Annotated in this window: 20 protein-coding genes; 17 read left to right on the forward strand and 3 right to left on the reverse strand. The window is 75.6% G+C overall.

The window, feature by feature from the left end:
- On the reverse strand, positions 1-435 hold the full coding sequence (locus BLU42_RS08580) for a hypothetical protein (protein WP_091074086.1): 435 nt from the start codon (positions 433-435) through the stop codon (positions 1-3).
- A 1-nt stretch (position 436) separates the two neighbouring features.
- Positions 437-1435, reverse strand: coding sequence for a LacI family DNA-binding transcriptional regulator (locus BLU42_RS08585; RefSeq protein WP_091074087.1), 999 nt, complete (start codon positions 1433-1435; stop codon positions 437-439).
- A gap of 106 nt (positions 1436-1541) precedes the next feature.
- Here BLU42_RS08585 and BLU42_RS08590 point away from each other — a divergent pair, with 106 nt between their 5' ends.
- The 13 genes from BLU42_RS08590 to BLU42_RS08650 all read left to right on the forward strand — a co-directional run bounded on the left by BLU42_RS08590 (position 1542) and on the right by BLU42_RS08650 (position 15436).
- Positions 1542-2570 (forward strand): Gfo/Idh/MocA family oxidoreductase, encoded by a 1029-nt coding sequence (locus BLU42_RS08590; RefSeq protein WP_091074088.1) that lies wholly within the window; start codon positions 1542-1544, stop codon positions 2568-2570.
- A complete protein-coding gene (locus BLU42_RS08595; RefSeq protein ID WP_231918510.1) occupies positions 2567-3361 on the forward strand; it encodes a TIM barrel protein in 795 nt (264 codons plus the stop codon). The genes BLU42_RS08590 and BLU42_RS08595 overlap by 4 nt, the downstream gene beginning before the upstream one ends.
- A gap of 274 nt (positions 3362-3635) precedes the next feature.
- A complete protein-coding gene (locus tag BLU42_RS08600) occupies positions 3636-4139 on the forward strand; it encodes a DinB family protein (protein WP_091079870.1) in 504 nt (167 codons plus the stop codon).
- Positions 4140-4273: 134 nt separating this feature from the next.
- Positions 4274-5584, forward strand: coding sequence for a nucleotide disphospho-sugar-binding domain-containing protein (locus BLU42_RS08605; RefSeq protein WP_091074089.1), 1311 nt, complete (start codon positions 4274-4276; stop codon positions 5582-5584).
- The gene (locus BLU42_RS08610) at positions 5559-6926 is read left to right on the forward strand and encodes an MFS transporter (protein WP_091074090.1); all 1368 of its coding nucleotides are present in this window, start codon (positions 5559-5561) and stop codon (positions 6924-6926) included. Before BLU42_RS08605 ends, BLU42_RS08610 begins: the two co-directional genes overlap by 26 nt.
- The gene (locus tag BLU42_RS21060) at positions 6923-7768 is read left to right on the forward strand and encodes a glycosyltransferase family A protein (RefSeq protein ID WP_197680679.1); all 846 of its coding nucleotides are present in this window, start codon (positions 6923-6925) and stop codon (positions 7766-7768) included. Before BLU42_RS08610 ends, BLU42_RS21060 begins: the two co-directional genes overlap by 4 nt.
- A 100-nt stretch (positions 7769-7868) precedes the next feature.
- Positions 7869-8843, forward strand: coding sequence for an SDR family NAD(P)-dependent oxidoreductase (locus tag BLU42_RS08620; RefSeq protein ID WP_091074091.1), 975 nt, complete (start codon positions 7869-7871; stop codon positions 8841-8843).
- Between the two features lie 80 nt (positions 8844-8923).
- A complete protein-coding gene (locus BLU42_RS08625; protein ID WP_091074092.1) occupies positions 8924-10411 on the forward strand; it encodes a MinD/ParA family ATP-binding protein in 1488 nt (495 codons plus the stop codon).
- 68 nt (positions 10412-10479) lie between these two features.
- Complete coding sequence (locus tag BLU42_RS08630; RefSeq protein WP_091074093.1) at positions 10480-12111, forward strand: molybdopterin-dependent oxidoreductase; 1632 nt, start codon at positions 10480-10482, stop codon at positions 12109-12111.
- Positions 12112-12362: 251 nt separating this feature from the next.
- A complete protein-coding gene (locus BLU42_RS08635; protein WP_091074094.1) occupies positions 12363-13031 on the forward strand; it encodes a fasciclin domain-containing protein in 669 nt (222 codons plus the stop codon).
- A gap of 28 nt (positions 13032-13059) precedes the next feature.
- Positions 13060-13716, forward strand: a complete 657-nt coding sequence (sigK, locus tag BLU42_RS08640) for an ECF RNA polymerase sigma factor SigK (RefSeq protein ID WP_091074095.1) — start codon at positions 13060-13062, stop codon at positions 13714-13716.
- Positions 13713-14486 (forward strand): anti-sigma factor, encoded by a 774-nt coding sequence (locus BLU42_RS08645; protein ID WP_091074096.1) that lies wholly within the window; start codon positions 13713-13715, stop codon positions 14484-14486. Before sigK ends, BLU42_RS08645 begins: the two co-directional genes overlap by 4 nt.
- A 35-nt stretch (positions 14487-14521) precedes the next feature.
- Positions 14522-15436, forward strand: a complete 915-nt coding sequence (locus tag BLU42_RS08650) for a 2-hydroxyacid dehydrogenase (protein WP_091074097.1) — start codon at positions 14522-14524, stop codon at positions 15434-15436.
- Positions 15437-15575: 139 nt separating this feature from the next.
- On the opposite strand, the gene BLU42_RS20565 is transcribed toward BLU42_RS08650, so the two are convergent.
- On the reverse strand, positions 15576-16403 hold the full coding sequence (locus tag BLU42_RS20565) for a glycosyltransferase (RefSeq protein ID WP_157719890.1): 828 nt from the start codon (positions 16401-16403) through the stop codon (positions 15576-15578).
- Between the two features lie 57 nt (positions 16404-16460).
- On the opposite strand from BLU42_RS20565, the gene BLU42_RS20570 reads away from it, so the two are divergent.
- The 4 genes from BLU42_RS20570 to BLU42_RS08670 are packed head-to-tail and all read left to right on the forward strand — an operon-like array spanning position 16461 to position 20263.
- Positions 16461-16952 (forward strand): hypothetical protein, encoded by a 492-nt coding sequence (locus BLU42_RS20570; RefSeq protein WP_157719891.1) that lies wholly within the window; start codon positions 16461-16463, stop codon positions 16950-16952.
- 10 nt (positions 16953-16962) lie between these two features.
- The gene (locus BLU42_RS08660; RefSeq protein ID WP_091074098.1) at positions 16963-17550 is read left to right on the forward strand and encodes a mismatch-specific DNA-glycosylase; all 588 of its coding nucleotides are present in this window, start codon (positions 16963-16965) and stop codon (positions 17548-17550) included.
- Positions 17551-17594: 44 nt separating this feature from the next.
- Positions 17595-18875, forward strand: coding sequence for a M16 family metallopeptidase (locus BLU42_RS08665; RefSeq protein WP_231918511.1), 1281 nt, complete (start codon positions 17595-17597; stop codon positions 18873-18875).
- Positions 18872-20263 carry a M16 family metallopeptidase gene (locus BLU42_RS08670; protein WP_091074100.1) on the forward strand — a complete coding sequence of 464 codons (1392 nt, stop codon included), beginning with the start codon at positions 18872-18874 and terminating at the stop codon, positions 20261-20263. The genes BLU42_RS08665 and BLU42_RS08670 overlap by 4 nt, the downstream gene beginning before the upstream one ends.
- Positions 20264-20271: the final 8 nt, after the last annotated feature.

Raw genomic sequence — 20271 nt, forward strand, 5'->3', positions numbered from 1 at the left:
CTACCGGGTGACCTGCAGGACGACCGCGTGCGCGACGGCGGCGACCAGCGCGACGAGCGCGGCCGCCGTCCGGACGCGGTCGGCCCGGACCAGGGCCGTCAGCCGGGCCGGTCCAGGCCCCTCGCGGCCCAGCCGGCCGTGCAGCGGGGCGGCACGCAGGGCGGTCACGAGCACCGCGGCCGCGCTGGCGGCCCCGGCGACCCAGACGGCCGCCGAGCCTGGTGCGGTGAGGAGCGCGCCGAGGCAGGCCACCGCGAGGAACCCGTACACGAGTCCGACGAGCGGGACGATCCGCCGCGAGTGGAGGGCGTGGGCACGGGCGAAGCGCTCGGGGGCGACCTCGACGAGCGCCGGGTAGGCCAGCAGCGTCACGGTCAGCTGGAAGCCCGCGTGCAGCGCGGCCGCCGTGACGAGCAGGACCGGCCAGGGACCCACGTCAGGACCGCCCCGGCGGCGGGCCGGTGCTGGCCCGGACGACGAGGCTGGGCTCGACCAGGTCCTCCCGCGCGGGCCGGTCCGGCTCCTCGACCCGCTCGACCGCGCGCCGTACGGCCAGGCCGGCCAGCACGTCCCCGTCCTGCCGGACCGTCGTCAGCCGCGTCCACCGTGACCGGGCGAGGCGGCTGTCGTCGTAGCCGACCACGCTCACGTCCTCGGGCCAGCGGCGCCCGGCCTGCTGCAGGACGGCCAGCACGCCGGCGGCGGACTGGTCGTTGAACACCGACAGCCCGGTCGGCAGGTCAGGACGGGCCAGCAGCCGCTCGGCCGCCGCCGCGCCGTCGTCCTCGGTCAGCCCGCCGCGCTCGACGTCGGCGGGCACCCCGGCCGCGGCGACCGCGGCCGCAAAGCCCTGGCGCCGTTCGTCGGCCCCGGCGGTGGCACCGCCGTCGACGTGGACGACCCGGGTGTGGCCCAGGTCGAGCAGGTGGCGGGCCGCGAGCGCCGCGCCGGCGGCGTCGTCGGTGCGGACCACGTCGAGGCCGGCCGCCGTCGTCGCCCGTGCGAGCACGACGACGGGCACCGAGCCGGCGAGCTCGGCCAGCTCGGGCTCGGGTCGCTCCCCGCCGATCAGCAGCAGGGCGTCGCAGCGCAGGGAGAGCAGGTCGGCGGCCGCCTCGGCCTCGTCGCGCCCGGCCGTCGTGCCGCTCAGCGCGAGCTCCTGCCCGTGCGCGGCCGCCGAGCGGTAGAGGCGGGCGATCAAGTCGGCGTGGAACTCGTGGCCCAGCGCGAAGACCACCCCCAGGACCTGCGTCCGGCGCCGGCTCAGCAGCCGGGCGCGGCGGTCGGGCCGGTAGCCGAGCTCGTCGGCCGCGGCCCGCACCCGGACGCGCGTCTCCGTGCTCGCGCCCGGCACGTCGCGGAACACGATGGAGACCAGGGCGCGCGAGACGCCGGCGCGCTCGGCGACGTCGCTCATGGTCGGCCGGCCGGGCATGCCGCTCACCCTAGGGCGGCGCGGTTCCGAACCCTTGGACTTGACCGGAACCTACCTCCCGGAGTAGAACTAGCGCGCTCTAGTCCACTCGTCGAGGAGTCCTGCGATGCCGCTGCCCACACCCCTCCGCCTCGGCCTGGTCGGCACCGGCCGCATCGGCACGGCGCACGCCCGCGTCATCGCCGAGCAGGTGCCCGGCGCCGTCCTCGCGGCGGTCGCCGACGCCCGGCCCGGTGCGGCCGCACCGCTCGCCGACGCGTACGACGCCGTCGCCTTCGACGTCCCCCAGGCGCTGATCGACAGCCCCGACGTCGACGCCGTGGTGATCACTGCGAGCTCGACCGCGCACTCCGACCTGATCACCGCCGTCGCCGGGGCCGGCAAGCCCGTCTTCTGCGAGAAGCCCGCCTCGATGACGCTGGCCGAGATGGACCGCGCCCTCGCCGCGGTCGAGGCGGCGGGCACGACCCTGCAGGTCGGCTTCAACCGCCGCTTCGACGCCGGCTTCGTCGCCGCGCACGCCGCCGTCGTCGCGGGCGATCTCGGGCAGGTGCAGCTGATGCGCAGCCTGACGCGCGACCCCGGCCTCGCGAACCCCGCCGCCGTCCCGCCGTGGACGGTCTTCACCCAGACGCTGATCCACGACTTCGACGCCCTGCTCTGGCTCAACCCCGGCGCCAGCCCGGTGGAGGTGTACGCGACCGCCGACGCCCTGGTCGCCCCGGACTTCAAGGACGCGGGCCTGCTCGACACCGCGGTCGTCGTAATCACCTTCGACGACGGCGCGCGGGCCGTGGCGGAGGCGAGCTTCAGCGCCGCGTACGGCTACGACGTCCGTGCCGAGGTCTTCGGCTCGGCCGGCATGGTCACGGTCGGCGACGGGGCCCGGTCGAGCGCGCGGTTCTCCACGAGCCGGGGCGCCCACCACGACACCGCCCGCGGCGACGTCGAGCTGATGGGCGAGGCGTACGCGGGCGAGCTCCGTGAGTTCGTCGCCGCGGTCCGCGAGGACCGCGAGCCCGCCGTGACCGGCCGCGACGCCCGACGCGCCCTCGCCGTGGCGCTGGCCTGCGTGGAGTCCGTCCAGGCGCACGCGCCCGTCGCCGTCACCGAGGCCCGGGCGGTGACGCGGTGAGCACGCCCTTCACCCTGACCGTCTGCGCCGAGATGGTCTTCACCGAGCTGCCCCTGGTCGAGCGCGTCGAGCGCATCCACGCGCTCGGCTTCGGCGTCGAGATCTGGGACTGGACGGTGAAGGACCTCGACGCGCTCGCCGCCCTCGCCGCCGACGGCGTGCGCTTCTCCTCGATGACCGGCTACGTCCAGGGGACCCTCACCGACCGCGACGGGGCCGACGCGCTGCTGCGGACGGCCGCCGAGTCCGTCCCCGTGGCCAAGCGCCTCGGCATCCCCCGGCTCAACCTGCACGGCACCGGCCTCGGCGAGGGCGGTCTGCCCGTGCAGCCGGTCGAGACGGTCACCGGGCCGATGTGGGTGGCGGCCGTCCACACGCTGCGCCGGGTCGCCGCGCTCGGCGAGGAGCACGACGTCGTCTTCTGCCTCGAGAACCTCAACACCGCGGTCGACCACCCCGGGGTCCCCTTCGCACGGGCCGAGGACACGCTCGCCCTCGTCGAAGCGGTCGGCAGCCCGCACCTGCGGATGATGCTCGACCTCTACCACGCCCAGATCGGGGAGGGGAACCTCGTCGAGCTCTGCCGCCGGGCTGGCGACGCCATCGGCGAGATCCAGGTCGCCGACGTCCCGGGCCGCTGCGAGCCGGGCACCGGCGAGATCAGCTACCCCGCGGTCGCGCGGGCCCTGGCGGCGATGGGCTACGACGGTGTCGTGGGCCTCGAGGCGTACGCGGCCGACGGCGACAGCGAGCGTGCGCTCGAGCGGTTCCGGGAGGCCTTCACCCTCTGACGCGGCCGGGCAGCCCGCCCGGCGCGGGCGCCCAGGAGCGGAGCACCCCCGCTGCGGTGCAGGGCGGAGCACCCCGGCTGCGGTGCAGGGCGTATCGGCCGACCGTGCCGCGGGTGGGACCGGCCCCGAGGAGCCGGGCGAGGAGCTCCTCGGCCGCCCACGGCACGTGATCGCGCGACTCCCTGCCCAGCGCCCGGTCGCCGGGCTCCTCGACGGGCGATCACCGTGGACACAGCGCGGACGGCGGCGCAGGCCGTCCCCGACGATGGTCGCCATGACCCGGACCGACCTGCCCGAGACCTGGGACGAGCGCGCGACCCTGCTGGCGATGCTCCGCTACACCCGCGACACCGCGGCGGAGAAGTGCCGCGGTCTCGACGCGGCCGGGGCGTCCGCCGCCCCGCTGCCCGGCTCGCCCCTGATGAGCATCGGCGGCGTGGTCAACCACCTGCGCTGGGTCGAGCACTCCTGGGTCGACAACCGCTTCGCCGGCGGGCCCGACCTCGCGCCGTGGACCGACGAGTCGCCCGACCAGGAGTTCGTCGACGGCGCGACGACGCCGCTCGAGGAGGTGCTCGCCGGCTGGGCCGAGCAGGCTCGCCGCACCGACGCCCTGGTCGCCGCCCACGACCTGGGCGACCTCTCCGTCGAGCCGCTGCGCACGGGCGAGCGCCCGACCCTGCGCTGGGTGCTGCTGCACCTGGTCGAGGAGAACGCCCGTCACAACGGCCACCTCGACCTGCTGCGCGAGCTCCACGACGGGGTCACCGGCGACTGAACCTGCACGCCCGCGCGGGCGCGGCTCCGGGAGCCTGCCCGCTCGCTGGGTAAGTTCGTCGCAGGCGCCGACCGCGGCGCCGGCTGGGACGACGCGGGTCCGACAGCACGAAGGGCGGGGGTGCGCACCAGGCGATGTCGAAGGTCCTGCTGCTGAGCAGCCCGATCTTCGGGCACGTGTCGCCGGTGCTCTCCCTGGGCCGCGGGCTGGCCGAGCGCGGCCACCGGGTCACCCTGCTGACGGGCAGCAAGTACGCGGCGTCGGCCGCCGGCGCGGGCCTGGACTTCCTGCCCCTCCCGGCGGGCGCCGACTACGACGACGCCGACCTCGAGCCCTGGCTCCCCCGCCGTCACCACCGCACCCGCATCGCCGCCGGCCGCTACGACATCACCGGCATGTTCGTCCGCCCGCTCGGGGCGCAGCACGAGGCCCTGGCCGCCGCGATGGCGAGCACCCCGTACGACGCGGTGGTCGCCGACACCGCCTTCCTCGGCGTGCTCCCGCTCCTGACGACGCCGGGACCGCGCCCGCCCGTCCTCGGCGTCTCCGTCACCCCGCTCGCGCTGACCAGCCCGGACTGCGCCCCCTTCGGCTCCGGCCTGGCCCCGGGCCGCAGCGCCTTCGCCCGGATGCGCAACCGGCAGATCTACTGGGCGCTGCGCCACGGGCCGCTGCGCCCGCTTCAGGTCGCGCTCGACGCTCAGCTCGAGGCGCTCGGACGCGGGCCGTCACCGGTCGGCTACTTCGACGTCGCCGGTCTCTTCGACCGCACCTTCCACCTGTCGGTGCCCGGGCTGGAGTACCCGCGCCGCGACCTGCCGGGGTCCATCGTGTTCACCGGGCCGCTGCCGGTCCACCGCCCGGACCTGCCGGGCCCCGCCTGGACGCCGCCCCCGGGTGACGCGCCGCTGGTCCACGTGACGCAGGGGACGTTCGCGAACACCGACCCGGGCCACCTGCTCGTCCCCGCGCTGCGCGCCCTGGCCGACGAGCCCGTCCGCGTCGTCGCCACGACCGGCGGGCGCCCCGTCGAGGAGGTGCGCGCGCTGCTGGGCGGGACGGTGCCGGCCAACGCCCAGCTCAGCGAGCTCGTCCCCTACGCCGACCTGCTCCCCCGGACCGCGGTGATGGTGACCAACGGCGGCTGGGGCGGGGTGCAGCACGCCCTGACCCACGGCGTCCCCGTCGTCGTCGCCGGGGCCAGCGAGGAGAAGCCGGAGGTCGCCGCGCGCGTGGCCTGGTCCGGCGCCGGCCTCGACCTGCGCACCGGACGCCCCTCGGAGCGCCGGGTCCGCACCGCCGTGCGCACCGCGCTGAGGCGCCCGCGCTACCGCGAGGCCGCCGCCCGCCTGCGGGCCGAGCTGGACGCCATGCCGGACCCGGTCGACGTCGTCGCGGCGACCGTGGCGGAAGGTGCCCGTGTCCCGGCCGTCCGCCATCGCTGACCCCGACGCCGGTCCCGCTGCGCACGGCCCGTCGGACGGTACGTCCGGCCGGGGGCTGGCCCGCTTCGGGCTGGACCACCGCACCGCGGTGCTGCTCGTCGGCATGAGCGCGGCGCTGCTGGCCTCCGAGCTGGCCGAGACCGTCGTGGCCACCGCGCTGCCGACCATCGCCGCCGACCTCGGCGACCTGCGGCTGCTCGCCCTGGTCACCACCGCCTACCTCGTCACCTCCACCGGGGTGCTGCCCGCGTACGGGTGGCTGAGCGACCGCCTCGGGCGGCGGCGGCTGTTCGTCGTCGCGGTCGCGCTGTTCGCGGCGGGCTCGGTGCTCGGTGCGCTCGCCCAGGGACCGTGGACCCTCGTCGGTGCCCGGCTCGTCCAGGGCTGCGGCGCGGGCGGGCTGCTGGTCCTCGTGCAGGCCGAGGTGGCCGTGCTCGTGCCCCTGCGGCAGCGGGCGGCGGTGATGAGCGGGGTCGGGGCGGTGTTCGCCGCGGCCGTGATCGCCGGCCCCCCGCTCGGCGGCTGGCTCGCCGCAGGCCCCGGCTGGCGCTGGGCCTTCTGGCTCAACCTCCCGCTCGCCCTCGCCGCCGTCGTCGCGGCCGCGGTGCTGATGCCGGCCGACCGGCCGCAGCCGGGCCAGGCGCGGCCGCGGTCGCCGCTCTCCGTCTTCCGCCGCCGCCAGGTCCGCCTCGCCACCACCGGCGGGCTGCTGCTCGGGGCGTCGTCGTTCGGGATGCTCGTCTACCTGCCCACCTACCTCCAGCTCGTGCTGGGGCTCGGGCCGGCCCGGGCGGGGCTGCTGATGCTGGCGCTGTTCGGCGGGCTGGGCCTCCTCACCGTCGTCGCGGCGCAGGTCGTACGCCGCGACGGGCCCGTCCGCCTGCTCCTCGTCGTCGGCGCGCTCGCGGTGGCCACGGGCATGGTCCTGCTCGCCGCGGTCCCGCCGACGCTGCTCAGCGTGGTGCCCGCGCTGGCGCTGCTCGGCGCCGGCATCGGCTGCGTCTGGGAGGTCGTCGTGGTGGTGGTCCAGGCCGGGGTCGGCGAGGCGGAGGTGGGCTCAGCCACCGGCGCGAACAACCTGCTGCGCGAGATCGGCGTCGTGGCCGGCACCGCCGCCGTCGGCGCCTGGGTGACGCGGCGCCTGGCCCTCGCCGGCGACGTGGGCGGCGTCCCGCTCGCCTCCTGGGGCCCGGGCCGGCTGGCCGCGGCGGCCCCGGCCGACCGCAGCGCCGTCGCGGCGGCGTACACCGACGCCTTCGGCCCCGCCTTCTGGGCGCTCGTGCCGGTGGCCCTGCTGGCCGCCGTCGCCTTCTCCCGCCTGCGTCGCTGGTCGCGCCCGTGAGCGCCCGGCCCGAGGGTCCGCTGCGGTTCAGCGTCGTGGTGCCCGCGCACGACGAGGCCGCCGACCTCGGCGCCGCGCTCGACGCGCTGCTCGCCCAGGACCTCGACGCCTCCTACGAGGTGCTCGTCGTCGACAACGCCAGCACCGACGCCACGGCCGAGGTGGCCCGCTCCCGTGGCGTACGGGTCGTCCCCGAACCCCGGCTCGGGGTCTGCCAGGCGCGCCAGACCGGGGTCGAGGCCGCGCGCGGCGAGGTCGTCGCCTCGACCGACGCCGACTCGGTCGTGCCCCACGACTGGCTGTCGCGCATCGACGCGACCCTGCGCGCCGACCCCCGCCTGGTCGCCGTCGCCGGGCCCTGCCGCTACGCCGACCCGCCGTGGTGGGCCGCGGTCTTCCCGCCCGCCTTCTTCGTCGTGGTCGACCACCTGCACGCGGGCACCGGCCGGCTCCTCTACCTCACCGCGACCAACGTGGCCTTCCGACGCGAGGGCTTCCCCGGCTACGACGTGCGCCTCACCCAGGGCGGCGACGAGGTCGACCTGCGCCGCCGGCTGCAGGCCTGGGGCCCGGTCGCGTGGGACGGCCGGCTGGTCGTGGACACGTCCTCGCGGCGGATGGACTTCGGGCTCGCGCACACGGTGATCGTGTCGTTCGGCTACCACTACGGCCTCAACTACGCCCTCGGGCGGCTGCTGCGCCGCCGGGTGCTCGGACCCGCGCCGGCGATCCGCGCCGACCAGGCCCGCTCGGCGCGGCGCTGGCGCCGGGGCTGGCGGGTGGTGGCCGCCGTCACCACCGCCGTCCTCGTCATCCGCGCTGCCCGGCGCCACAACGGGTAAAACCTATCCGCCAGGCGCGTCGCGTCCGGCGAGACGGAGGAGACGACGTGCACGTCAGCAGCCATCAGGGACGACCGACGACGACCGGGCGGGGGCAGCGATGACCGGGGCACCGTCCGCGGGGGCGCCGCTGGCGCTCGTGGTCGGGGGTTCGCGCGGGCTGGGGTTCGCGGCGGCGCGACAGCTCGCCGACCGGGGCCACCGCCTGGTGCTCGTCTCGCGCAACGCGGAGGACCTCGAGCGGGCAGCGCACACGCTGCGCGGCGAGGGCGCCGAGGTCGAGGTGGTGGCGTGCGACGTGCGCGACGCCGACGGCATCGACGCGCTCGTGGAGGACGTCGAGACGCGCGTGGGCCCGGTCGAGGTCCTGCTGCACGTCGCGGGCGTGATCCAGGTCGGTCCCCTCGCCTCGCTCAGCCGCGACGACTTCCGCGAGGCGATCGACATCATGCTGTGGGGGCCGATCAACACCGCACTGGCCCTCGTCCCGCGGATGACCACCCGTGGCCACGGCAAGATCGGCGTCATCACCTCGGTGGGCGGCATCGTGGCGGCCCCGCACCTGCTGCCGTACAGCACGGCGAAGTTCGGCGCGACGGGCTTCGCCCGCGGGCTGCGCTCCGAGCTGGCCGGCACCGGCGTCACCGTCACGACGGTCGAGCCGGGCCTGATGCGCACCGGGTCGCACCTCAACGCGCAGTTCGTCGGCGACCAGCCGCGCGAGTTCGCGTGGTTCTCGGCGCTGGACAACATCCCGCTGGTCTCCATGGACGCCGACCGCGCCGCGGGCCAGATCGTCGACGCGGTGCTCGACGGCCGTGCGGTCGTGCAGCCCACGCCGATGGCCAAGCTGGCCGGCCGGGTGGACGCCCTGGCCCCGCGCGCGACCTCCCTGCTGCTCGCCACCATGACGCGCCTGCTGCCGGGCGCGCCGGAGGGCCAGGAGCACGAGCGCATCCCCGGCCACGTCGCCCAGGCGCGCATGCAGCCGAAGGCCCGCTCGCGGATGGACCGGATCACGACCCTGGGCCGTCGGGCCGCCGGCCGGCTCAACCAGAGCTTCCGCACGGACTGAGCCCGCCCGGCCCCCTGATCTCCTAGGCTTCCGCCCACCCGCCGGGCGCCGGACGTGCGTGGGCGGGAGGAGGCGCGAGCATGGCGGGACAGGCCGACGGCACGGTGACGGTCGTGTCACGGATCGACGCGGCGGGCCGCGTCGAGCTGGACGTCGACGGGTCCCGCAGCGCGCGGGACCTCGCCACCGTCGAGGACGCGCGCTCCTTCGTCGGCCAGCACGCCGTCGACCTGGCCGCCCGGCTCGGTCGCGACGTGGTGCTCGACACCGCCGACCCGGAGGGCGCGTGGCTGTTCCTCGCCCGCCCGGACGGGTCGATGGTCGAGACTGCGGCCCCGACCAGGCCGCCGGCGGCGCCCGCGCCGGTCGCCGAGGGGCAGGCCGCCCCGGTCCAGGCCGCTCCCGAGCAGCCCGTCGCCGCCGCGGACGTGCCGCCCCAGCCCGACCCACAGCCGCAGCCGGAGCCGGACGGATCGTCCGGCGCGGACGGTCGGGGCGGTCAGGGTGCGCCGGCCGCTGCGTACGACGGCGCGCCCCACCGGCCCTGGTCGGCGCAGCCCTGGACCCCGCCGGCCCCCGGTCCCGGGATAGCCCCGACGATGGCGCAGCCCGGCGAGCCCCGACCCCGCCGCGCGCTGCCCACGCTCGACGACCTGCTCGGCGGCCGCCCGGAGCCCGCGCCGGGTCCGGCGCAGACGGGCTGGCAGGCCTTCGTGCGGCGGGCGACCTTCGGCCTGGTCAAGCCGGGTCCGGGCCCCAAGGAGCTGCGGCACCGCGAGGCGGTCGCCACCATCCAGCGCTCGCTGCCCGGCCCCCGGACCATCGTCGTGGTCAACCCCAAGGGCGGCGCGTCGAAGACGACGGCCACGATGATGCTCGCGGCCACGTTCGCCACGCTGCGCGGCGGCTATACCCTCGCCTGGGACAACAACGAGACCCGCGGGACGCTCGGCTGGCGCGCCGTCCCGGCCCGCCACACCAGCACCGCCGTCGACCTCCTGGCCGACCTCGAGCGCTTCCAGCAGGTGCGCGGCGCCCGGGTCGGTGACCTGGACGGCTACGTCCGCTCGCAGGGGGCGGCGCAGTTCGACGTGCTCGCCTCCGACGAGGACCCGGCGGCCTCGGCCTCCATCGACGCGGACGCCTTCTCGCGCCTGCACGCGACCCTCAGCCGCTTCTACCGGATCCTCGTGGTCGACACCGGCAACAACATGCGCGCCAGCAACTGGGAGGCCGCGGTCGCCGCCGCCGACCAGCTGGTCATCGTGTCGACGATCCGCGAGGACACCGCGGCCAGCGCGGCCTGGCTGGTCGACGGGCTGCGCGCCAAGGGCCACGGCGACAAGGTCGAGCACGCGGTCACCGTCCTGTCGGCCCCGGCCTCCTCGATCGACCCCGCGCTGTCGCGCCGGCTGCACGACCACTTCGCCCAGCTCACGCGCGCGGTGGTCGACGTGCCCCACGAGCCGTCGCTGGTGGCGGGCGGGCCCATCGACTTCGCGGCGCTGTCCCAGGCCTCGCGGGACGCCTGGACCCTGGCGACCGCGAAGGTGGCCGAGGGCCTCTAGCCGCTGGTCGTCCGGGGTCGCCCGGCAGCCGTACCAAACCCGGAGGGCCTCCGCCGCGAACCCTCCCCGTGACCGCCGCCCCCACCCTCGCTCCCACCGGCGACGCCGGACCCGCACCCGAGGGTGCGACCCGTCGTCCAGGCCGCGTGGCGCGGGCCGCCTCCGGCGTCGCGGCCGCCGCCCTGGCGCTCGGCGTCGGGCACCTGGTCGCCTCCTTCGGCAACCCCGCGGCGTCGCCGCTCGTCGCCGTCGGCTCCGCCCTCGTGGACGCCGCGCCGACGCCCGCCAAGACGTTCGCCGTCCGCGTGCTGGGCACGTACGACAAGCCCGTCCTGATCGGCGCCGTCGGCGTGGTCCTGGTCGTGGTGGCCGCGGTGCTCGGCCTGGTGGCCACGCGCCACCGCGCCGTCGCCCTCGCGGGCACGGCACTCCTCGGCGTGGTCGGTGCCGCCTGCGCGGTCTACCGCGGCGGTGCCGCCGACGCCCTGCCGTCGGTGGTCGCCGGCGTGGCCGGCGTCGCCGGGCTGCTCTGGATCACCTCCCGCGACCGGGGCGCTGCCGCACCGCGGCCCGCCGACCTGGCCGTCGTGCCCGTCCCCGGCCGGACCCCCGCCGGGGCCGCGACGACCCCCACCCCCTCGCGACGCGGCTTCCTCGTCGCCGTCGGCGTGGTGGCCGCCGGGGCCGCCGTGAGCGCGGCCGCCGGGACCGTCGTCGGCCGCGTCCGCGACGCCTCGAGCGCCGCCCGCCGCGCGCTCGGCCTGCCCGCCCCCGCCTCGCCCGCGCCGCCGCTCCCCGAGGGGGTCCAGCTGCCCGGGATGACGCCGTTCACCACGCCGGTCGACGACTTCTACCGCGTCGACATCAGCCTCGTCACCCCGCACGTGGACGCGAGCAGCTGGACCCTGACCGTCGACGGGATGGTCGACACCCCGCTGACCCTGACCTACGACGACCTGCTCGCCATGCCCATGATCGAGCGGGACATCACCCTGACCTGCGTCTCCAACGAGGTCGGCGGGCCGTACGTGAGCAGCGGCCGCTGGCTCGGGGTGCCGTTCGCGGAGATCCTGAAGCGGGTCGGCGTGCAGCCGGGCGTCGACCAGGTGTTCTCCTACTCGCTCGACTCGGGCTACACCGCCTCGACGCCCTACCAGGCGGTGACCGACGGCCGCGACGCGATGATCGCCGTCGGCCTCGACGGCAAGCCGCTGGCCGACGACCGCGGCTACCCGGCCCGGATGCTCGTGCCCGGCCTGTTCGGCTTCGTGGCCAACACCAAGTGGCTCGAGCGGATCGAGCTGACGACGTACGCGAAGCGCACCGCCTACTGGACCGAGCGGGGGTGGGCGACGGACGGCCCGATCCTCACCCAGAGCCGGATCGACGTGCCGAAGTCGCTCGGCACGCTGCCCTCGGACAAGCCGGTGCTCGCCGGGGTCGCCTGGGCGCAGCACCGCGGGATCGACAAGGTCGAGGTGCAGATCGACGACGGGGAGTGGCAGGAGGCGTCACTGGCCACCGACGGTGGGATCGACCTGTGGCGGCAGTGGTCCTTCCGCTTCGAGGGTCCCGCCGGCCTGCACAGCGCCCGCGTCCGGGCGACCGACGCGACCGGGCAGACGCAGCCCGAGGCGCGCACGAAGGTCTTCCCCGACGGTGCCCGCGGGTGGCACCAGATCCAGTTCACCAGCGAGTGACCCTCGACCGCACGCTGCGGTCCGACGAACCTGATCATGACCGGACGGTCATGATCAGGTTCTTGGCGCGTCGTCAGGCCACGATCGCCGTGGCACGCGTCACCCCTGGTCACGGCCTTTTGATCTTTCTCGCACGAGATCAGACCGTGACCAATCCCTTTCGCCCACCGCAGCGAATCAGTGGTGTCCAGCGCGCAGGGCCCCGACCGGGGCCGGCGCAGAACGAACCCCCATCGAGGAGCTTCCAGACCATGTTCAAGACCAGCGCCAGCAAGATCGCCGCCCTCGCCGCCGTCGTGGCCCTCCCGCTGAGCCTCGCGGCCTGCGGCGACACCGCGACCGACGGCGCCGCGGCCCCCGCGTCCAGCGCCGCCGCGCCCTCCAGCGCCGCCTCCAGCCCGGCCATGAGCCCGAGCGCCTCGGCCTCGTCCTCGGCCAGCGACGCCAGCGCCCCCTTCGGCTCCGGCTGCTCGGCCGTCCCGACCTCCGGCAAGGGCTCCTTCGACGGCATGTCGCAGGACCCGGTCGCCACCGCCGCGAGCAACAACCCGGCGCTGTCCACCCTCGTCAGCGCGGTCAAGGCCGCCGGCCTGGTCGACACGCTGAACAACGCCGAGGACATCACCGTCTTCGCGCCGACGAACGACGCCTTCAAGAAGATCCCGGCGGCCGACCTCAAGAAGGTCCTCAACGACAAGAAGACGCTCACCGCGATCCTCACCGGTCACGTGACGTCGCCGAAGCTCGCCCCGACCGACCTCGCCGGGGACCACACCTCGCTGGCGAAGACGACCATCAAGGTCACCGGCAGCGGCGAGGACTTCACGGTCGACGGCTCGGCCAAGGTCGTCTGCGGCAACGTGCAGACCGCCAACGCCACGGTCTACATCATCGACAGCGTCCTGCTGCCGAAGTCCTGACCACCGGATCCACGAAGAACCGACGCGGATGACGCTGCGCGTGGTCACCGACGGGCCGGGGGACGACCCCCGGCCCGTCGGGCGGGCAGCATCACCGCGGCTCCCGGCCGACCCCGAGACGGCGGCCGAGCTCGTCGCGCTGATGACGAGGGTCGCCGAGGGTGACCAGGACGCCTTCTCGGCCCTGTACGAACGCACCGTCCGCCGGGTCCACGGGGTGGTGTGGCGGGTGCTCCGGTCGGCCGACCACGCCGCCGAGGTGACCCAGGAGGTCTACGTCGAGGTCTGGCGCCAGGCCGCCCGGTACGACGCCTCCCGGGGCTCGGTGAGCGCGTGGATGACCACGATGGCCCACCGCCGGGCGGTCGACCGCGTCCGGTCCGTCACCAGCGAGACCGCCCGCATCGAGCACTACTCCGTGCGCGAGGTGGGCCGCGACGTCGACCACGTCTGGGAGGACGTCGAGCAGCGGGTCGAGGCCGACCGCGTCCGGCAGGGCCTCCGCTCGCTGAGCGCGCTGCAGCGCGAGGTGCTCACGCTCGCCTACTTCGGGGGCTACACGCAGAACCAGATCGCCGCCCTGCTGCAGGTGCCGCTCGGCACGGTGAAGACACGGGTGCGCGACGCGCTGATCAAGCTGAAGGCAGCGCTCGACGAGGAACCAGAGGGGAAGGAGAGCCGATGACCGAGCACGACGCAGAGCACGACGCCGCAGGGACGTACGTCGTGGGGGCGCTCCAGACCCGCGACCTGGAGACCTTCGAGCAGCACCTCCGGCGGTGCGCCGACTGCCGGCTCGAGGTGGCCCAGCTGCAGGAGACGGCCGCGGAGCTCGGCTGGCTCGCCGCCGCTCCCCCGCCGCCCGCGAGCCTGCGGGCTGCGGTCCTCTCGGCCGTCCCCGGCGTCGCCCAGCTGCCACCGATCCCCAAGACCGACGTGCCGGCCGGGCTCGGCGACCTCGCCGCCGCCCGCACGGCCCGGAGCCGGAGCCGCGACCGGCTGGCCCGCCGCACCCGTGCCCTCAGCCTGCTCGTCGCCGCCGTCAGCGTCGTCGCCCTCGCCCTCGGCGGGGTCGTCGTGTCCCTGTCGGGACGCCAGGACGCACCCGCGGCCTCCTCGGGGACCGACGTCGGCCTGCTGGCCGCCCCCGACGCCCGGATCGTGCCCGCCGCGATGCCGGACGGCACGACGGCCTCGTTCGTGGTCTCCCAGGGTCAGAACCGCGCGCTGTTCGTCGCCCACGGGCTGCCCGACGTCGGCTCCGGCCGGACCTACCAGCTCTGGACGGTCCGCGGCGGCACCGCGGTGCCGGACAGCACGCTGGGCGGTGGCGCGGACGTGTCCCAGTGGTTCCACGGCTCGGTCACCGAGGCCGAGCAGCTCGCGGTCACGGTGGAGCCGGCGGGCGGGTCCGCCCGTCCGACGACCCCCGTGCTGGCCAGCGTCTCCCTCTGACGGGAACGTCCCGGGCGGCTCACTAGGCTGACCGCGTGACCGTCGTCTGCGTGCCCGATGCCGAAGCCGTCCACCTCTTGGGCGAGGTGCCCGAGGGGGTGGAGGTCGTCGCCTGGAACGGCGAGGCCGACAAGCCCGCGCGGCTCGGGGAGACCACGTTCTGGGTGCCCCAGGTCGAGGACTCGAGCGACCTGGAGCACAAGCTCGCGTCGATGCCCCACCTCGAGGTCATGCAGCTGCTGAGCGCCGGCGTCGAGGACGTGCTCGGCCAGACCCCGGACGGCGTCGCCCTCTGCGACGCCCGCGGGGTGCACGGCGGCCCCGTCGCCGACCTCGTGCTGACGCTGATCCTCGCCACCTACCGCCAGGTCCCCCACTTCGTGCGCTCCCAGGAGCAGCGCCAGTGGGACAACGTGCAGGGTGACGACCTCGAGGACAAGGTGGTGCTCGTCGTCGGTGCCGGCGACCTCGGAGAGAAGACCGCACGGCGCCTCGAGGGCTTCGGGGCGGTCCCGGTGCTGGTGGCGCACTCGGCCCGGGACGGCGTCCACGCCACCAGCGAGCTGCCCGACCTGCTCCCCGACGCCGACGTCGTCGTCCTCACCGTCCCGCTGACCCCCGACACCGAGGGCATGGTCGACGCGGAGTTCCTCGCGTCGATGAAGGACGGGGCGCTGCTCGTCAACGTCGCCCGCGGCAAGGTCGTCCACACCGACGCGCTGCTCGCCGAGCTGATGTCGGAGCGCCTGCGCGCCGCCCTCGACGTCGTCGAGCCCGAGCCGCTCCCCGAGGACCACCCGCTCTGGTCGGCGCCCGGCGTGCTGATCACCCCGCACGCCGCCGGCAGCGTCAAGCGCTCCGGCGAGCGTGCGTACGCCCTCGTGCGGGCCCAGCTCGAGCGCTTCGTCAAGGGCGAGGAGCTCGAGAACGTCGTGACCGGCGCTTACTGAACTTCCCTCTTCGCGCCGGCAAGCCCCCTGAGCCTGTCGAAGGGCCCCACCACGCCCCCTGAGCCTGTCGAAGGGCCTCGAAGAGGTCGGCGTCCCTGCCTCGACATCACCCCAACCCGTTCCGGGCCCTTCGAGAGGCTCAGGGAGCGTCGTCCGTCTCGAGCAGGCTGAGGACCCAGGCCGGGTCGGCGTACCAGTCGAGCGCGCTGCCGGTGTTGTGCGCGGGGAAGGCCCCGGGGCCGAAGCCGGCCAGCGGGCGCCACGCGTCGCCCCAGCGGGCGTCGAGGCCGGTGAGGATCTCGGCGCGGTTGTCCTCGGCCGTGCGGCCCACGCGGGTCATGGTGACGCGGCGCAGGTGGTGGACGTACGCGGCCTCGGTGACCGCGACGCGCCAACCCGCCCGGCGGGCCCGCAGGGCCCAGTCGACGTCCGCGCCGTAGCCGTGGTGCGGGAAGGCCTCGACGTCCATCCCGCCGACCTCGGCGACGGCCTTCATCGAGAAGGCGATGGCCGTGCCGTCGCAGAACGGGACGTCGCGCACGACGGCGCGGGGCACGTACGACTCGGCGTCGGACGGCACCCGGACCGCCCGCTGGTGCAACCAGAAGTCGTCGTAGCAGGCGGCCGCCACCGCGACCCCGGGGTCGTCGAGCGCGGCGACGAGTGCAGGGGTGAAGCCGCGGGAGAGCCGGGTGTCGTTGTTCAGGAGCAGGACGACGCCGTCGCCGTCCCGCCGCGCCCGCTCGAACGCCCAGCCCGCCGTCCCGATCCAGCGCAGGTTCTCCCCCGTCCGGACCAGCTCGACCCCGGCCGCCCAGCCCGGCAGGACGTAGTCCCCCGCGTTGTCGACGACGACGACCCGCAGGTCGTCGCGCGGCAGCGGCTCGTCGCGGACCAGGTCGCGCAGGACCGCGTCGGTGAGCTCGGGCGACCCGTACGCCGGGATGGCCAGGAGGGTGCGTGACACGGGAGGAATCGTAGGTCGGTCGAGCCACCGGACCGTCCGTCCTGGCACAGTGGTCGCGTGGCCGACGGAGGCGAGTCCGACGGAGGCGTCCGGACGTGGCGCGTGACCGGCTGGCGGCGCTGGGTGTACGTGGTGCTCCTGGTCCTCTTCCTCGTCCAGGCCGCGTCCCGGCTGGTCTCGCTGCTCAGCGAGCCACCGCCGCACACCGGCGACGGCATCCTCCTCGGCGTCTGGCTGGTCGGCGCCCTCGGGTACGGGGTGGTCGTGCTCCAGTGCTGGCGCACCCGGGTGACCCTCCGCGCCGACGGGGTCGAGGTCCGCGAGCTCCGCCGCCGGTTCATCCGCTACGCCGACGTGGAGCGGGCGTACCGGGACAGGTTCAGCGCGCACGTGGTCTCGCTCGACCTGGTGGACGGCACGCGCACCTCTCTCCCCGCTCCGGTCGGCGGACCCAAGGACCCGGCGCCCGAGATCGACGAGGCCGTCGCCCTCGTCCAGGCACGCGTCGCTGCGGCCCGAACTCCGGGCGGCGGGGGCGCGCCCGGGTAGGTTCCGCGACGTGGGGTTCACCAAGGCCGAGCTGGCGGCGTACTACGACGCGAGCGTGCCGGACTTCGTCGGTCCCGAGCCGCGGCTCGTCTTCGTCGGCATCAACCCGGGGCTGTGGACCGCGGCGGTGCAGACGCACTTCGCGCGGCCCGGGAACCGCTTCTACCCCGCCCTGCAGCTGGCCGGCATCATCGACCGCCGCATCGACCCGGCGACCGGCCTCACGCCCGACGACCGCGCCTACTTCCTCGCCCGCGGGCTCGGCAACACCAACCTCGTGAACCGCGCCACCGCCCGCGCCGACGAGCTGACCGACGACGAGCTGCGGGCGGGCCGCACGCGGCTGGAGGCGTTCGTCGCCGAGCACCGCCCGCGCGTCGTCGCGGTGGCCGGCATCAGCGCCTACCGGACCGCCTTCGGCGAGCGCAGGGCCACCACCGGCGAGCAGCCGCACGGCATCGGCCCGGCCGGGGCGGAGGCGCGGCTGTGGGTCGTGCCCAACCCGAGCGGGTTGAACGCGCACGACACGATCGCCAGCCTCGCCGCGGCGTACGCCGAGCCCGCCCGCGCCGCCGGGCTGCTCCCCGGTCCGGGTTGAGCGCACCCGCTCCCGGGTTGGCGTCACGTGGTCGAATGTCAGGCGTGACCTCCGGACCCGCGGCCTACCCGATCCACCAGCACGTCCTCGACAACGGGCTCCGGGTCCTGGTCAGCCCCGACCACGGCGCGCCCGTCGTCGCGGTGAACCTCTGGTACGACGTCGGCTCGCGCGACGAGGAACCCGGACGCACCGGCTTCGCCCACCTCTTCGAGCACGTGATGTTCCAGGGCTCGGCCAACGTCGCCTCCGGCGCCCACATCGGGCTGCTCCAGTCCGCGGGCGCCTCGGTCAACGCGACGACCTGGTTCGACCGCACCAACTACTTCGAGACGCTGCCGGTCGGCGGTCTCGACCTCGCGCTCTGGCTCGAGGCCGACCGGATGGGCAGCCTGCTGGACGCCCTCACGGAGGAGAACCTGAACACCCAGCGCGAGGTGGTCAAGGAGGAGAAGCGCCAGCGCTACGACAACGTCCCCTACGGCGACGTGATGCAGCGGCTGAACAGCCTCACCTTCCCCGCCGAGCACCCGTACGGCCACACGACGATCGGCTCGATGGCCGACCTCGACGCGGCGAGCCTGGCCGACGCGCACACGTTCTTCAAGAAGCACTACCTGCCCAACAACGCGGTCCTCTCCGTCGTCGGCGACGTCGAGGTCGGCGACGCCCTGCAGCGGGTCGAGCGCTACTTCGGTGGGCTGCGGTCCGGCGAGGTCCCCTCGCACCCGGCGCAGGACCCGCTCGGTCCGCTGAGCGGCACCGAGCGCGAGGAGACGTCGGCCGACGTGCCCGCCGAGGCGGTCTACCTCGCCTGGCGGCTGCCGGCCCGCGGCACCCGCGCCTTCGACGCGCTCGACCTCTTCTTCGGGGTGCTCGGCCACGGCCAGACCTCACGGCTGCACAGGTCGCTGGTGCGCGACGCCGAGGTCGCCGAGAGCGCCGGCGCGGCCAGCACCGGGCTGATCGGCGGCAACTCCTTCGGCTACGCGTACGCCCGCGCCCGCGGCGGCGAGAGCCTGGCCGCGGTCGAGGAGGCCCTCGTCGGCCAGGTCGACCGGCTGGCCGCGGAGGGCCCCACCGAGACCGAGCTGCGCCGGGCCAAGGCGCAGTACGAGCGGCACTGGCTCCACGAGCTCTCCCGGGTCGACAGCCGCGCCGACGCGCTGGGCGAGTACGCGACCCTCGAGGGCGACCCCGAGCTCGTGAACACCCGGACGGCGCAGGTCGAGGCGGTCACCCCCGACGACGTCGCCTCCGCCGTCACCGAGTGGTTCGGCAGCGACCGCCGAGCGACCCTGTCCTACCGGAAGGCGGCGGCATGAGCACGCCCGAGCAGCTCGACCCGACCACCTGGCGGGCGGCCCCGCAGCCCGAGGTCGCCGCACCGGGCGCCTGGTCCTTCCCCGAGCCAGTCGTCAGCACCCTGGCCAACGGCATCGAGCTCGTCTGCTTCGACCTCCCCGGCCAGCACGTCGTGTCGGCGCACCTCGTGCTCGACGCCCCGCTCAACGGCGAGGACCCCGACGTCGAGGGCGTGGCGACGATCGCCGCCCGCACGCTCGACGAGGGCACCCGCAACCACCCCGGCGAGGAGTTCGCCGAGCTGCTGGAGACCGAGGGCGCGGGCTTCGGCATAGAGGTGTCGCTGTCCGGGCTCCAGGCCGTGCTCGACGTCCCCGCCTCGCACCTCGAGCAGGCGTTCGCGCTCTTCTCCGAGGCCGTCACGCAGCCCGAGATCTCCGACGCCGACGTCGCCCGCCACGTCCAGATCCGCCTCGCGCAGATCGAGCAGTCCTCGGCGAACTCCGCCCAGCTCGCCTCGACGGCGTTCCGAGAGTCCGTCTTCGACCCGGCCAGCCGCGCCTCGCGGATGAGCGGCGGCGAGGCGGCCAGCGTGGCCCGCGTCGACGGGGCCGCGGCTCGGCACTTCCACGCCGAGCACCTCGGCCCGGCCGGCGCGAGCCTCGTCCTGGCCGGCGACTTCGGCGGCACCGACCCGCACGACCTGGCGCAGCGCTGGTTCGGCGACTGGGCCAACGACGCGCAGGTCCGCACGCCGCAGGAGCAGGCCGCGCCCGGCGCCCGGCGCCACGTCGTGCTGCACCGCCCGGGTGCCGTCCAGGCCGACGTGCGCTACGGCGGCTTCGGCATCGACCGGCTCGACCCGCGTTGGCCCGCAGCCAGCGTCGCGACGTACGCCATGGGCGGGGCGTTCCTGTCCCGGCTCAACGCGGTGCTGCGCGAGGAGAAGGGCTACACCTACGGCGTGCGGATGTCGCTGACGCCGCTGCGCAGCGCCGGCAGCTTCGCCATCGGCGGCTCGTTCCGCACCGACGTCGTGGCCGACTCCGTGCGCCTGGCCCGCGAGCTGGCCGACGTCTCGGGCCCGGAGGGGCGCCCGTTCACGGCCGAGGAGGTCGCCGACGCCGTGACCTACACCAGCGGCATCTCCCCGCTGCGCTACGCCACCGCCGACGGCGTGGCCGACCAGGCCGCGGTCAACCGGCTCGTCGGCCTGGGCGACGACTACGTCACCCGCAACCTCGCCGAGCTGCGCCAGGTGACGCCCGAGGCGGCGACACAGGCGTACACCTCGCTCGTCGACGTGGACGCCCTGACCCTCGTCGTCGTCGGCGACGCCGACGTCATCGCCGACCCGCTGCGCGATCTCGGGTTCGACGACCTGGAGGTCGTGCGCACCGAGGGCTGAGGTCCGAC

It is taken from the genome of Microlunatus sagamiharensis (assembly GCF_900105785.1).
In the GTDB taxonomy this organism is placed as follows: domain Bacteria; phylum Actinomycetota; class Actinomycetes; order Propionibacteriales; family Propionibacteriaceae; genus Microlunatus; species Microlunatus sagamiharensis.